The sequence below is a fragment of the Pedobacter sp. KLB.chiD genome (assembly GCF_047040275.1).
GTDB lineage: Bacteria > Bacteroidota > Bacteroidia > Sphingobacteriales > Sphingobacteriaceae > Pedobacter.
This window is the reverse complement of sequence record NZ_CP178207.1, coordinates 1,983,773-1,998,009: the sequence shown is the minus strand read 5'-3', so window position 1 is coordinate 1,998,009 and position 14,237 is coordinate 1,983,773. Positions and strand designations below refer to the sequence as shown.

14 protein-coding genes and 1 tRNA gene are annotated in these 14,237 nt (G+C 36.7%); 7 read left to right on the top strand and 8 right to left on the bottom strand.

Translation table 11 applies throughout. The features are described 5' to 3' along the window. Positions 1-8: 8 nt before the first annotated feature. Positions 9-995, bottom strand: a complete 987-nt coding sequence (locus ACK1I8_RS08030; RefSeq protein ID WP_412468815.1) for a D-alanine--D-alanine ligase — start codon at positions 993-995, stop codon at positions 9-11. Between the two features lie 200 nt (positions 996-1,195). On the opposite strand from ACK1I8_RS08030, the gene ACK1I8_RS08025 reads away from it, so the two are divergent. The 6 genes from ACK1I8_RS08025 (at position 1,196) to ACK1I8_RS08000 (ending at position 6,415) form a co-directional block, all read left to right on the top strand. Beyond that, positions 1,196-1,966, top strand: a complete 771-nt coding sequence (locus ACK1I8_RS08025; RefSeq protein ID WP_412468814.1) for a PASTA domain-containing protein — start codon at positions 1,196-1,198, stop codon at positions 1,964-1,966. An 18-nt stretch (positions 1,967-1,984) separates the two neighbouring features. Next, a complete protein-coding gene (mltG, locus tag ACK1I8_RS08020) occupies positions 1,985-3,040 on the top strand; it encodes an endolytic transglycosylase MltG (protein WP_412468813.1) in 1,056 nt (351 codons plus the stop codon). After that, a complete protein-coding gene (locus ACK1I8_RS08015) occupies positions 3,040-3,447 on the top strand; it encodes an acyl-CoA thioesterase (protein ID WP_412468812.1) in 408 nt (135 codons plus the stop codon). The genes mltG and ACK1I8_RS08015 overlap by 1 nt, the downstream gene beginning before the upstream one ends. Positions 3,448-3,455: 8 nt before the next feature. After that, on the top strand, positions 3,456-4,445 hold the full coding sequence (locus ACK1I8_RS08010) for a YihY/virulence factor BrkB family protein (protein ID WP_412468811.1): 990 nt from the start codon (positions 3,456-3,458) through the stop codon (positions 4,443-4,445). Between the two features lie 94 nt (positions 4,446-4,539). After that, a tRNA-Ser gene (locus ACK1I8_RS08005) sits at positions 4,540-4,624 on the top strand. 417 nt (positions 4,625-5,041) lie between these two features. After that, positions 5,042-6,415: a site-specific integrase gene (locus ACK1I8_RS08000; protein WP_412468810.1), complete on the top strand. Its 1,374-nt coding sequence runs from the start codon at positions 5,042-5,044 to the stop codon at positions 6,413-6,415. Between the two features lie 108 nt (positions 6,416-6,523). Here the strand turns inward: ACK1I8_RS08000 and ACK1I8_RS07995 are convergent, their stop codons facing one another. From ACK1I8_RS07995 to ACK1I8_RS07965, 7 genes are all read right to left on the bottom strand, one after another. Further along, entirely contained in the window at positions 6,524-6,817 is a 294-nt protein-coding gene (locus ACK1I8_RS07995) for a hypothetical protein (protein ID WP_412468809.1), read from the bottom strand. Continuing rightward, positions 6,807-7,076, bottom strand: coding sequence for a helix-turn-helix domain-containing protein (locus ACK1I8_RS07990; RefSeq protein ID WP_412468808.1), 270 nt, complete (start codon positions 7,074-7,076; stop codon positions 6,807-6,809). The genes ACK1I8_RS07995 and ACK1I8_RS07990 overlap by 11 nt, the downstream gene beginning before the upstream one ends. Positions 7,077-7,607: 531 nt before the next feature. Beyond that, the gene (locus ACK1I8_RS07985; RefSeq protein ID WP_412468807.1) at positions 7,608-8,786 is read right to left on the bottom strand and encodes a serine hydrolase domain-containing protein; all 1,179 of its coding nucleotides are present in this window, start codon (positions 8,784-8,786) and stop codon (positions 7,608-7,610) included. A 967-nt stretch (positions 8,787-9,753) separates the two neighbouring features. After that, on the bottom strand, positions 9,754-10,218 hold the full coding sequence (locus ACK1I8_RS07980; RefSeq protein WP_412468806.1) for a hypothetical protein: 465 nt from the start codon (positions 10,216-10,218) through the stop codon (positions 9,754-9,756). Positions 10,219-10,751: 533 nt separating this feature from the next. Beyond that, entirely contained in the window at positions 10,752-11,099 is a 348-nt protein-coding gene (locus tag ACK1I8_RS07975) for a DUF1573 domain-containing protein (protein WP_412468805.1), read from the bottom strand. Continuing rightward, complete coding sequence (locus tag ACK1I8_RS07970; RefSeq protein ID WP_412468804.1) at positions 11,089-12,009, bottom strand: peroxiredoxin family protein; 921 nt, start codon at positions 12,007-12,009, stop codon at positions 11,089-11,091. The genes ACK1I8_RS07975 and ACK1I8_RS07970 overlap by 11 nt, the downstream gene beginning before the upstream one ends. Positions 12,010-12,011: 2 nt before the next feature. Then, complete coding sequence (locus ACK1I8_RS07965; RefSeq protein WP_412468803.1) at positions 12,012-12,671, bottom strand: bacteriocin fulvocin C-related protein; 660 nt, start codon at positions 12,669-12,671, stop codon at positions 12,012-12,014. Between the two features lie 1,137 nt (positions 12,672-13,808). Here ACK1I8_RS07965 and ACK1I8_RS07960 point away from each other — a divergent pair. Further along, positions 13,809-14,216: a single-stranded DNA-binding protein gene (locus tag ACK1I8_RS07960; RefSeq protein WP_412468802.1), complete on the top strand. Its 408-nt coding sequence runs from the start codon at positions 13,809-13,811 to the stop codon at positions 14,214-14,216. Positions 14,217-14,237 lie beyond the last annotated feature (21 nt).

Genomic DNA, 14,237 nt, shown 5'->3' with positions numbered 1-14,237 from the left:
TGCGAAGGCTAACCTAGTGTTTCCTTCATCAAACGGGTATAAAACTCTTTCAGGCTAATGCCCATAGCCGCTACCTGCTGTGGTATAAAACTCGTTGCTGTTTGTCCGGGAATGGTATTGATTTCAATAAAATAAAATTTACCGGTTCCTTCTTCCAGAAAGTAATCAACACGTACCACTCCCCTGCAATTTAGTTTCTGATATACTTCCTTTACCACCTGTTGCACACGGTTCAACTCTTCGGCATTCATTCTGCCCGGGGTAATTTCTTCCGTCGCGCCTGGTGTATATTTGGCTTCGAAATCAAAAAATTCATTGTGGGGGATCACTTCCGTTGCAGGTAGAACAACTACCTTGCCTTCTGAGCCGAAAATGCCAACTGAGAATTCCCTGCCGCTTACAAATTCTTCGATTAAGATCTGATCGTCCTCTTTAAATGCTTTTTCAATAGCTTCTTCCAGATCATTAGCATGTTTTACCTTACTCATACCAATGCTGCTGCCCCCGCTATTGGGTTTAACAAAATAAGGTAAGCGTAAATCCTGCTTAATCTGATTTAAATGATGGTTTCCATCTTTGAATATCTGAACAGATTTTGCGGTATACAGGTTTTCAATACCATTTACAATAGCTTTGGTATAACCTTTATTCATGGTAATGGATGAAGTTAATGCATCGCAGGTGGTATAGGGAATACCCAGCATATCGAAATAGCCCTGTAATTTTCCATCCTCGCCGGGAGAACCATGTATGGCGATAAAAACGCCGTCAAATTTAATCTTTCTTCCTTCCAGCGTTAATGAAAAATCGTTTTTATCAATCTCAATTTTAACAGAATCGGCAGGCTCATAAAACCAGCCTTTTTCGTTCAGCATAATCTTATATACGTCGTATAAATCGGCGTCGATATTTTGAGCAATAGTGGCCGCACTTTTTATGGAAACAACCCACTCGCCTGTGGTACCGCCCGTTAACAATGCTATCGTTTTCTTCATGTTAAAAATCCTTTTATAAATAGAAATTGAATATAAATATATCCTCAAAAATATAAATATCTTTGTGCTTTAGTATTATTGAAGGAGAGAATTTACGGAAGGGGTTGAAGAACGGTCGGATGTTGAAAAAGATTCGATCATCCAATCCATCATTAAAATAGTTACATTTGAGCTTGTACGCATAACCCAAATTAAGATTCATGTCTAAATTTATAGAATATTTAAAAACCAAATCGTTTAGAAACAACATTTTAGCCGCTATCGTAACCGTTATAGTCCTTTTATTGATTGCTTTTTTTAGTTTAAGATATTATACCAAACACGGGCAGGGCCTAAATGTACCTATGGTAAAAGGTTTATCTTTTGAACAGGCCGTAAAGAAACTGGAAGATGCCGGATTAAAATACGAAGTGGATTCTGTTTTTATCATGGATCAGCCTCCAGGAATAGTAATCGATCAGGATCCTGATCCCAATACTTTTGTGAAGGATAACCGTACCATTTATTTAACCATCAATGCGGGCAAAACTCCAAATACAAAATTCCCAGATATCGCGTTTAAAACCTTGAGAGAAGCACAGGCGATTATAGAGAGTTCGAGACTAAAACTTGGCGATACCACCTACAAGCCTGATGTAAGTCGAGATGTAGTTCTGGAAGCTTCTTTTGGTGGCCAACCGATTACAGCCGGACAGATGATACCTGTTGGATCCAGGATCAACCTGGTATTAGGCGATGGGCGTGGAAATGAAGAAGTAGATATTCCACAACTGACGGGCCTGACCATGGATGAAGCTAAATTTAGCCTGAGGGGATCAAACCTGAGTTTAGGTAATATCCTATACGATGGACCTATTACGGATAGTGCTGCCGCCGTTATTATTAAACAAGATCCTATGCCAGTTGATTCGGTAACCAAAGTGCCTATAGGTACCAGAATCAATATCACCCTATCTAACAAACAACCATAAATAAGTATCATATTAAAGATGACTGAAGTAGAAAAAAAGAACATGAGTACAGGCAAAAAAGCGGCAATAATGATTGCGTTGATTGTTGTCTTAATTGCCGGTTACTTTGCATTGAATATTTACAGGCTTTACTTTGCCCCTAACGTTACCGAAAATCAAAAATACTTGTATATCAAAACCGGAAGCAGTTACGACGATCTTATTTCGGAAATTAAAAAGAAAGATCTCTTAAAAAGTGTTTCTTCGTTTACAGCTGCTGCCGGAAAAATGAATTTAGCTGCCAGTGTTAAACCGGGCCGTTATCGACTGGAAAAAGGAATGACCAACAGGACCTTAATTAACATGATCAAAGCAGGAAACCAGGATCCGGTTAAACTGAAATTCCATAACATCCGTAAAAAAGAAAATTTTGCCGCCTATCTGGCGAGCAATTTGGAAGCCGATTCGCTAAGCTTTATCAAGGTATTGGATTCTACCGCGCTGATCAGCAAGTATGGTTTTAATCAGGATAATGTGTATGCCATGTTCATCCCGAATACCTACGAGATGTACTGGAATATTTCGCCTGTTGATTTCTTTGAACGTATGCACAAAGAGTATGAGAAATTCTGGACTTCAGAACGCAAGCAAAAAGCAGCAAGCTTAAACCTGAGCCCTGCACAGGTGTACACACTGGCATCTATCGTTGATGCGGAGGCACTTTATGATAAAGAAATGCCGATTATTGCGGGTTTGTACTTAAACCGATTAAATAAAGGCATATTACTTCAGGCCGATCCAACGGTGATTTTTGCCAATAACGATTTTACAGTGAAAAGGGTAACCGGAAAATTATTGCAGGTGCAATCGCTTTATAACACGTATAAATATGCAGGTTTACCTCCCGGACCCATTATGATGCCTAGCATTAATGCCATTGATGCCGTACTTAACCGCGATAACAATAGCTACATTTATATGTGTGCCAAAGAAGATTTTTCAGGGTACCATAACTTTGCTGAAACCAAGGCCGAACACGAAGTTAATGCAAAGAAATACCGCGAGGCCTTAAACAAAAGAAATATATTTAAATAATGTTTAGCCACAGTACAAAAATCAGGGTTCGTTATGGCGAAACCGACCAGATGGGTTATATGTATTATGGCAATTATGCCCAGTATTACGAAGTAGGCCGGGTGGAAATGTTGCGCAGTTTAGGTATGAGTTATAGCTCGATGGAAGCAGCCGGTATTATGATGCCTGTGTTGGAACTAAAGTGCAAATACATTAAACCTGCCCTTTACGATCAGGAAATTACCATAAAAACGATCATCAAAACTTTACCTGGCGTCAGGATCTTTTTTGAGTATGAATTATATAACGAAAAAGAAGAACTGATTAACATTGGTTCAACTACCTTGGTTTTTGTTGACATGAAGAGAAATAAACCGACAAATCCGCCTGAAAATTTTATCGAAAAATTGTCGGTTTTTTTTAATTAATCAATATCATGGAATGGTTACACAGGCAATTATTACATCTTAAGCTCTATTCTAGATTTATAGAATGGACCAAAAGATGTATTTTGCCAGGTTTTAGCCCTCTTCCGCTGTATACGGTAGCTACATTTTTCTTTCGTGAAATCGGAAAAGATGCATTGGTAAACAAATCATCTTCTTTGGCATACAGTTTCATGCTGGCCATTTTCCCTGGCATTATCTTCCTGTTTACCCTGATCCCTTTTATCCCGATCAAGGGTTTCCAGGATCAGCTGTTAAACTTAATCCAGCTGGTATTGCCGCATAATGCTTTCGATGCATTTGAAGCGACGTTGAAAGATATCATTAAAAATCAAAATCGCGGTTTATTATCTTTTGGTTTTTTATCGGCACTGTTTTTTGCCACCAATGGGGTTAAAAATCTCATGAAGGCGTTCAATAAATCATCCCTGATCATTGAAACGAGAAGCTGGATTAAACAACGTTTAATCGCGCTTATACTTACCTTGATTATTTGTTTTTCGATCATCATCTGTATCAGTGCGATGGCCCTGGGTGAAGTGCTGCTCAACAAAATCAACGATGAACTGCATCTTAAAGACAGTTTTTTAAGTTATACCATCAAATTTACCCGTTGGGCTTTATTGGCCATCCTGTATTTCATTACCATTTCCGTTTTATACCGTTACGGACCCTCGCATACCAAAAAATGGCGGCTGTTTAGTGCAGGCTCCTGGCTGGCCACTATTCTGGCCTTTCTGACCATCTGGGGTTTTTCTTTTTACATTAACCATTTTGCTTCCTATAACAAGGTGTATGGCTCTATCGGAACATTAATCGTAGTGATGATCTGGCTTTACCTCAACTCATTGATTTTATTGATCGGTTTTGAGCTGAATGCCAGCGTTGATGTGAGCAAACGGAGCGTAAAGATCATTCGCCCTACCTTTAATTTGTTCAAAAAATCGGAGCCGATTGAAGAAAATATACAGAAGAAATAATTTTTTCTCCCTCTGTGTTAAGTAATTATCAAGTTTATATAAAAAAAAAGCTTTCCGAGTTTGCAGAGTTACGCTGAGTTTGTACTTTTGCAGCGGAGAGCTGGCAGAGTGGTCGAATGCGGCAGTCTTGAAAACTGTTGACTGTAACAGGTCCGGGGGTTCGAATCCCTCGCTCTCCGCAATAGGTTAAACGATAGTAGAAAGTTGATTTTTTGAGTAAAAGTTTTAAATCGTGGCATTATCGTGGCGCTTCAAGATTTTAAAATAAAAAAATCAATGTTTATCGTACATTCAAGCGATAGGTGAGAATCCCTCACTCTCCGCTAAGGCGATAATTACTAACTCACTTATATCGCGGAAAAACCTTTTAAGCCTGCATTTTTTTAAAAATTGCAGGCTTCTTTTTTGTTTAAGGACTGCTAAAATTTTTAAAAACACTCATAATCTCTGTGGCACATTCGTGGCGCGTACATGTAATGCAGAAATGCGCCATGAAACGAAGCTTAAATAACTGTATACCAGCTAGTAAAGGACGTTAATGACTTGACTTGAGAACATCTTTATTCGATATTTATTAACCTTTAAATTATTGAATTATGTTAGACCTAAGTTTTGGATTAAATTTCTTTCTCAAGGTTCCAAGAAACAAAAAACAGCAGATCAGATCTGTCTACATGCGTGTCACGGTAAATGGCATTCCAAAAGAGACATCTACCAAAATGCGTTGGGACTATCGACGATGGGATCAACAGTCTGCAAGAGCAATCGGCAGCAAGGAGGATGCAAGAACTGTTAATACATATCTTGACGAGTTGGTTGTCAGGATAAATCAATTTCGCACTTCCACTCTGCGGGAAGGAAAAACAATAACATCATCCTGCATCATTGATTTTGTGAATGGTAAAACAGTTTCTAAAATGAAGGTTTTGGAGGAGTTTCAGCAGCATAATGACGAATTATTTGCTTTAATTGGACAAGGTGTTAAAAAGGGTACGTATGAGAGATACGTAACTGCCCGATCGCATGTGTACGATTTTATTAAGTCCAAGTATAACAGGGATGATTTGGAATTTCGTGAACTAAACTTTGAATTTATTACAGCCTATGAGTTCTATTTAAGGACCATTAGAAAATGCGCTAATAATACTACCTTAAAATATATTTCAAATTTCAAGAAGATTGTTTTGAGGGCTGTTGCGAAAGAAATTATTCCAGCAGATCCTTTCAGATTATTCACCAGGAAAAAGACTAAAATCAAAAAATATCCCTTAACTAAAGCTGAGCTTTCAATACTTGAGAATAAGCAGTTTTCAACGGACCGACTTAATACGGTCAGAGATATTTTCATCTTCCAGTGCTATACCGGCTTGGCTTACATTGATGTTTTCCAATTAAAGAAAACTAATATTAAAATGGGATTTGATGGTAGATTATGGATTATTAGCAGGCGTGAAAAAACTGAATCCAATACGGACATTCCTTTACTCCCGAAAGCACTGGAGATAATGGAAAAATATAAAGATCACCCAGTCTGTATTCAGAGAGGATCTGTCTTACCTGTAAGATCAAATCAAAAGATGAATGAATATCTTAAGGAGATTGCTGAATTGTGTGGAATTACCTCTACACTTAACACCCATAAAGCACGACGAACATTTGCTAGTACAGTCACGCTTAATAATGGAGTTTCAATCCATGTGGTGAAGGAACTACTGGGCCATCATTCAGTGAAACAAACGGAGGAATATGCATTGACAGAACACGAAGCAATTAGCAAAGAAATGACTAATCTTACTGAAAGATTGTCGGAAACAAAAAATGAGGAAAAGTTTAATGTCGAAATGCTCTTAAAAAGATTTGAAAAAGATTTAGAAATTTTGAAAAGTACGGAATTAAATTCAACTAAAGAAATGCTTCTTAGTGATTTAGGTCAGAGATTAAATACACTAAAACTGATGCTCGCTGTTTAAAAATCAAACATTGAAATTTAAAATTTTATAGATTTTAATCCATGAAGCAAAAGGCAAGAGCTGTCACTTTTTACAATAATATAGAGGTAACTTCGCCGCCTATAGTGCTTAAAACTTTACGATCTCAATTGTACTCTTACAGGCCGGGTGATATGATGGTGTATATCTTAAATAGCCAAAATCCTGAAGTTGCTTAAAATATTTGTGATATGTTGGTAGTGTGCTAATATGCGATATCATCATAAGTTTACTTCGACTAACATGCACAACTTTCTTTTCCTTTTGTAAAAGAGCAAGATAAGCAATGGCAAACAATAATGATATGTGCCAAGCATTAAGTTTTGAATCTTTAATTGCGACTGTAAAGAGTTTCATCCAAGGGTTAGCAACCTCATTTTCCATCTGTGAACATTTTTTGCATGTCTACTGTTTTGTAATAATAAGAGCCCATGATTTTCTTAAACCCCAACTTTCCTGAGATACGGAGGTTTTGAAGGGTTGCTGGCGAAATGTTCAAGATTTGACGTACTGATTTACTACGTAGCCATTCTTGAGGCTCTTTCTCAGTCTTATCTGCGAACTTCTCATCAATGAGCTTCTCAATGTCATTTATGATTAAAATTCTTAACTCTCGAAGGTCATCCTTTGTAACGTTTTCCATCTGAATAATATTTTTCAGATGGAAATTATTATTAAAATATACATTGATTGACTTTACATCTTTACATGGCTCTTATTGGCGAGCTCTGGCTATATCTATCTTATTTTACGATTTATTTTTGTTTGCTAAAAATATTAGTAAAATTTGCACGTCAAAAAAGTGCTTTAAGGTTCGACCAGGAATCAAAATTTTTGCTCACTCATTCACTAGCCGTTCGGATCCAACTAAACCTATTCCTCTGCTTCCTCCCGTTATCACGATTGTTTTGTTTCAAATCTCTTCAGGATATAAATTCACGAAATAGATTGCTGTTATGGCGATATGATCTTTTTCTCCATTATTCAAATGAGAAAATTGCTACAACATCAATTAATATTTAAGCACCTATAGTATTTAATAGCATATTTAACTCATAAAAGTTGTTTAAACTTTTATCTTTCTGAGCAATAAGGTTTATGAATTAAGACATTGGATTTAAAAAGTTTGAGTGTAAATATTTTGCTTCAAATTCTAAAAAATAAATTATTTCCTCTATCTTTTTATATGATATGGAATATAATTTTCCCAACGCCATGGTGTAAAAGTGTCACCGATAGCGTAAGCTAAAAGTTCCTTAAAGATACTTTCTCCATTATCATTGTTTGTCATTACAATAATTGCCGTTTTTTTGCCAAGAAAACACACCGAATAGTGTCCCCATCCATCATCGTGTCCTTCTTTAAAAAATGCTTTTCCGTATGGTGTTTTAAAAATGCCGACTCCTAAACCATATCCAAGCTCTATATCTTCATTGTCTGGACCATCTACCGATGCCAGGGGTCCGAACTGACTTTTTGATCTTATTCTGACCTGGACGCTGGTCATTTCATTAAATTTTTTTTTTGAAAGTCCCACATGATTGATCAACGCTGTATAAAATTTGGTAAAATCTGCTAAAGTAGTACTCATTGAGCCCCCTGCACTGGCTTCTTTCCATTTCATCAATTCGTATGGTTCACCTTTTGAGTTATGCCCATAGCAGATATTTGCGTCGAATCGGGGCTGCCATATCTGGCTGGTATTGATCATCCCCAAAGGCTTAAAAACCCTTTCCTGTGATAGGGTTTCGTAGTCTTTGCCGGTTATATGTTCAATGATAAACTGTAACAAATAAAGTCCCTCGCCAGAATAATTGTATCGTGTACCCGGGTCAAATTTGAACTTAAGCTTCTTATCTGCTTCAAACCAGCGCCAATTTGGAAAGCCAGTAGTATGATCAAGGCACATCCGGGCAGTGATTTTTTTGTATCGGAAATCATTTTTAAGATCCTTATAACCCCTATTCCAGCCCTTTATGATATATTCCGGTAAAGGTTTTTCCAGATAGTCAACAAGTGGTTTATCCAGATCAATAACCTTTTCCTGAACTAACTGCATGACGATATACGCGAATACCATCTTTGCCAGTGAAGCTCCATACATTATTTTATTAGGTTGTAAGGGAATATTTTCCTGAACATTGGCAAGACCGTATGTTTTACTGAAAACCGGCTTATTATCATTAAGAACAGATACTGCAACTCCCGAAACATTAGCCACTTTCATTAAATGTTCAATTTTTTCATCCAGACTGTCCAGTGAGATCTGGCTTCCGTCAATTCTGCTGATTATTTGCCCGTGCAAGAATGTTGAAGAGATTGAGATCGTTATAATCAGAAGAAATTGTTTCATATTCTATTGGATTTTCAATAATGATTTTATTGAACTAAATTATAAAAATGTCTGGCAATAAAGTTCTCATTTATAAAATTTTAAAGAAATTAATAGTGAGATCAACGATATCTTGACCGGTAAGGACGATATCTATCTCGAGACCATTGACGAGATCTTCGCTAACATCTTCAATAGATTTTTTTATGTCAACTACCGGCTTCAATAATTAAACATTTCGGTTCAAATGTATGCTTGGGGATTTCGGTAATAGTAGACAGCGGATTCCGTTCCAAACTGTACACCCGTAGATTAGCCCGACTTTGAGCAGGACATCTTGAGAAAGGTCCCAAATATATCCATTCCTATCAGAACCACCGCAAAAGAAATTTTGTCAATGCTCTGCCTCCCATCCGCACAAAACTCCGCTCCACGGCATCCCGGATATGATTATCCAGTCAATAAAGCTGTTCTGGGGCGCGATTACATCCAAAAACCGACAGACAAAAAACTCCAGCAACACCCTTTCTAAAAAAACCATTTTTAAGCACTTTAGCGCTCCGCTGAAGCTGCCTTGAGCACAAAAACAACCTATTGAACCAAGTTGGCTTTAAATAAGCCTTAAAACCGCTTAAAATGAGCCAAGTGATCACTTTTAAGCGAAAACAGTGGTCATTTTAAATCGAAAAAAGTGGCCACTTTGCAGAAAAACAAGTGGCCACTTTTGGAATAATCCCCAGCCATGCATTTGAATTCTATAATTAGCCTTTGTATTTACTTTTTTTTTAAAAAGTTATATTATCTCGATGAGTTTTTACAGTCTTAACCTCACAAATATTGGAAGTATAAATTAAGATAGGCCAGCTCTGGTAATTAAATGCATAATAAACCTGAAGGTTACTGCCCCATCAAAATCAAAGTAGTCAATGTTTCTTTAAAAAATTAGCCCTTAGGATTGCTCCTAGGGCTTTGGTTTGCGGTTCCCTAACTATTCTATTCCATACAGCTTTTGCAATTTTATATTACTTAGCTGAACTATTTGGCTATCCTGCCCATAATCATCGGCAAATGATCGTCCGATAATTACATCAGTTCCATCCTTATGCCACATCTGCGAATCAAATTCGCCAGAGGCAAAATCATCATAAGAAACATTTCCGGGATGCCCCCAGATTTTGGAAAATGTCTTTAAATCGTCTTTTTTGATATCGAGTAAAATATATAGCGCAAACTTATCTTTTTCAGTTACATCATAATATGCATAGATTTGATCAATACGTTTGTCAAAAAATGTATATTTTTTATCAGCAATCTTTAAAGTTTTATTGAATTTCAGATACAATATTGGATGAAATATTTTTTCAGTATCTGTTAAAGTTTCTAACTCCTGAAAATCAGACTTAATAAAATCAATCGCACTTTTTCCGTCAATGAATAAATATGATAATTCCATAGGTTGATAGAGACTTTGAGCCGATGAAGCTAAGCCAAAAAATTTGAAACAAGAAATAGAAAACAAAATTTGATATTATTCATCACAATCTGACGGATGGGTAAAATCGGGTGTTTCTTCGCAGATGTGGGCACCAATTTAATCGCCAATTCTTGATTATCTGTCTGTAACTTCTTCCTTGCCTTGACGTTTTCGAACCAACCTATATTTGGGAAAACTTTTTGGAATAACATATAATGTGGTCTTTAACAATACATTACTTCGCTTTCAGTATAACTATCAATTGTAAATTATTGCACGGTATTTCGTTCGGGTTTACCCGCAATTTTTCGCTTCATAAGCAGAACAAGTTATCTAGAACTTCCTAAACCTAGCGTATAAAAATGTAGTTTTTATCATTTTGCTTAAAAACTATTGCACAGAAACTCTTAACAGTGGGGTTTTGATCCTGCAGAACATGATTTTTTATGCAAACTAGATCTCCAATTTTAAGCTAGATAATCTGAAGAATGGAAAAGCTCAATACAGAATTATTACGGTTCAAATTTAAATGATGTAACCCTTGGTTTAGCATTTGTCAGGATTGAAATAAAGACAGTCATATCTTTGTCTTGATTTTCCGGGTTAACCTTCACAGGTACCACGAGCGAATCACCGGAGGCTATCCTGCTTCCCCTTTTTAGATTCATAATGGTACATTCGCAACTCGAAGTAAACCCCTCTATGATCAGATCTGAATTTCCAAGGTTGTAAATAGTAAAACTTTTATGCTTTGATCTACTACTCAATCCATCAATAGAAATTTCCGCTCTCGCAGCGTCATTACAAGAAATAAGAATAATAAAAAGTAATAAGAAGAATTGCTCGAGTTTAATTTTCATGGTTTAATAGCTTTTTTATTTTAGTTATCTCACTTTTTTGCCAAAGCATACTGATGTCTTTTCCAAACCCGGTATCTGCTCCTGCGATCTTCCCTTTATAAATTAAAAATTCTGTTGGATATCCTCTTATACCATATTTTTGGCAAAGCCTTTTATCATCATATAAAAATGTAAAACCCGTACTAACAAGCCTCTTCGCAGCTTGTTGGAATTTTTTAAATGAAGTAATTGAACCATCGCAAATTAGTACAAGACCCAAATCTGAACTATTAAATTTTTTCGATACATCAACGAGACTTTGCAATTTTTCTGTACATGGAGAACAGCCTTCAAAATAAAACTCGGCTAATATTACTTCAGACATTACCGTATCTTTAATGCAAATATTTTTCTGATCTATGGTGATAAAAGTATCTTTTAAGAGTTCCATTTTACTTAAATGCTCCGACTGATTTTTCTTGTGCATATACCATAATAGGTTTGGCGTAATGTATGTTTTTGCAATGATAAAGAATACCATACAGAAGGCCAGTATCATTATCCCTAACTTATAGCTCTTGACGATTAAGTAGGCAGCTAGTGTTCCAAGCAATGGATAAATGGTTTGAAAAGGAAAGCGTACAGGAATTGTTTTGCCGCCGCCAATCAAAGCTGTAGCATCAATCAAAATGAATGGTAGACAAATAATTAAAAAAAGCACCGGATTACGATTAATTCCGGAAAATAGATAAGTCGCATATAAAAAATATATACAAAATCGTAACTCCGGAACATATGCAAATGAATCAATTTGAATTCTAAGGTAGGCCAGAGTCCCAGAAAGATTGTACACTAAAGCTGTAGTTAGTATAGCAAACAAAATGCTGCTGATTATCACGCTAGCAGAAATCGCTCTAAAATTTCCCATCATCTTTAATCAAGATCAGGCTGAACACCGGTGCATCTATTTTCACAGTGCGCTGTTCCAAATATGCCACACATTTCTTTGTCATCATCAACATTGCAGCTACTTGCACCCTGGCAAAAGTTTCCAGCTCCATGACATCCTCCATCATAAATACAAGTACAGTGTCCTCCGGCAACCGCCGCCTTTTCCGACATTCCAATCATCTTAAGCATCTTTACTTCTGAAAATGATGATATTAACATATCTTTATTTAGATAAGGACTTTCTATTAGTATATTCAGCTGGGCCTTACTGAAATTTTTTTCCCAATAAGCTAAATTTCTAGTTAAAAAATTTATACCTAGTTGGGGGTTGGAGAGTAATGTATGCATATCATGTTTATGCAAAAAGGTTTTTAAAGACAAAATAATACCTCTTTGATCAATAGTAAAGTTCTCTTTAGGATTGTTTAAAATGAAGTCTAATTTAGTCTCCCAAAGTGCTTGTCTTTCCGCAATTGAAAGAAAACCTTGTGCCTGTTTGAGTTCCTGCAAAGAAGGCCTGGAAATTACCTCTTGGGTAAGTGGGCTAAGTTTTCCAATGGAATCGTTTCCGTACGATTCTTGATCAATCGTACAACTAAATAGTAGAATTAGGAAAGGGATAAAGTAGTAAGGCGTTCTCATAGTTTTTGTTTTAGATGGTTAAGTTTATATCATGACTTAATTCCATTTGCAGCATTTGCTGAACGAGTTAGTTTGATATTGAAGTAAAATTAACTATAAAAGAAATACAAAAAAATAGTTTTTTGATACATATAAAAAATCAATAATACATTGAATTACCATTGATTATATTAATAAATTTTCAGGATCATTTTATGATTAAAAAAGGCCAGCCTATTTGCAGTAGGCGAATTTTTCTTTAATCACATGTAAAAAGTCTACGCACTTAACCAGGAAAAATTCAGGAAATTATCGATCAAATATTCCGATACGCGTGTGCCGATTCAAGTTTGAAATCTCGCAAGATCTTAAGAAATTTAAAAATGGCACAAAACAATGAAAGTATCTTAAAGCCAATTTAATGAAAACTTCTTTCCGTTTCGATATACAAAAATTTGAACTCTGCAACTCAGAATTATTTTTTACAGAAGACTAAAAATATCTTTTTATCCTCATAGCACCCCCGTTGTTGTTTTTTCAAAGCATATTTCGCATCCGACTTAATCTTTTTGTAAGTAATTGCAAGGAGGCACAGGCGTCAATTGTAAATGTATCTTAAGAAACTATCAATTGCAATTTATTTCACGGCATCCCTTTCAGGCCGGGCTTTCCGCTGTATCTCCTTCCAGGAGGATGCCGCTGCAATCCCTGATGCAATCAATTCTAATCCAAACATTTATTTATAGGATGCTTAACATGGTTGCATCATGATATTGCGCATATTAATCAGGAGCTGAGGCTTCATATATAACAAAGACTATTTAAATTTTCTTAGTAGTGATCAATAATTGCCTTTTTTTTATAAATCGTTAAAGAAACATTTCCATAATCAACCGGTAAAAAGGCAGCCAAGGTATTGCGGCCAGCCAACCCTCATGCCCACCAAAAGACTACGGCATAAACGGTTTCCTCCCCATAAATGGGTCCCCTCCAATTATTCCGTTTCCTTTTGGTCTTTGCGCTTTGACCGCACTAAATGTCTGCTTTCTTTTTTCCGGTTTTCTTTTGGAAAATTTTCGTGGGAGGGGCTGACAGCTCAGGGCCACGGCGAAAAAGGGAAACATAAAAATTAATGTATAACCTTTAAAAAGAACGATTATGAACATTATCGGACGATTGACACGGGATGCGGAAGTACGCAACGTGGCAGAAGACAAGCAAGTGGTAAACTTTTCAGTAGCCATTAACGAGAGCTACAAGAACAAAGCGGGCGAGCGTGTAGAGCAAACCACCTTTTTTGACTGCGCCTACTGGCTAAGCCCTAAAGTGGCAAAGTTTCTGACAAAAGGCACCCTGGTAGAACTTACGGGGAGGGTTTTTGCCAGGGCTTGGGCAGGCCGGGACGGACAGCCGCAAGCAGCGTTAAACTTCACTACCTCACAGATCAAATTTCATGGGGGTGGCAAAAAGACTACAACCAATGCTGTACAGGACAGTGCGAAACACAATACGTCAGCAGGTTTGGTAGCCAGTTACAGCGAAGGTGATGACGACCTACCATTTTAACAACAAAATTCAATCTTTTAA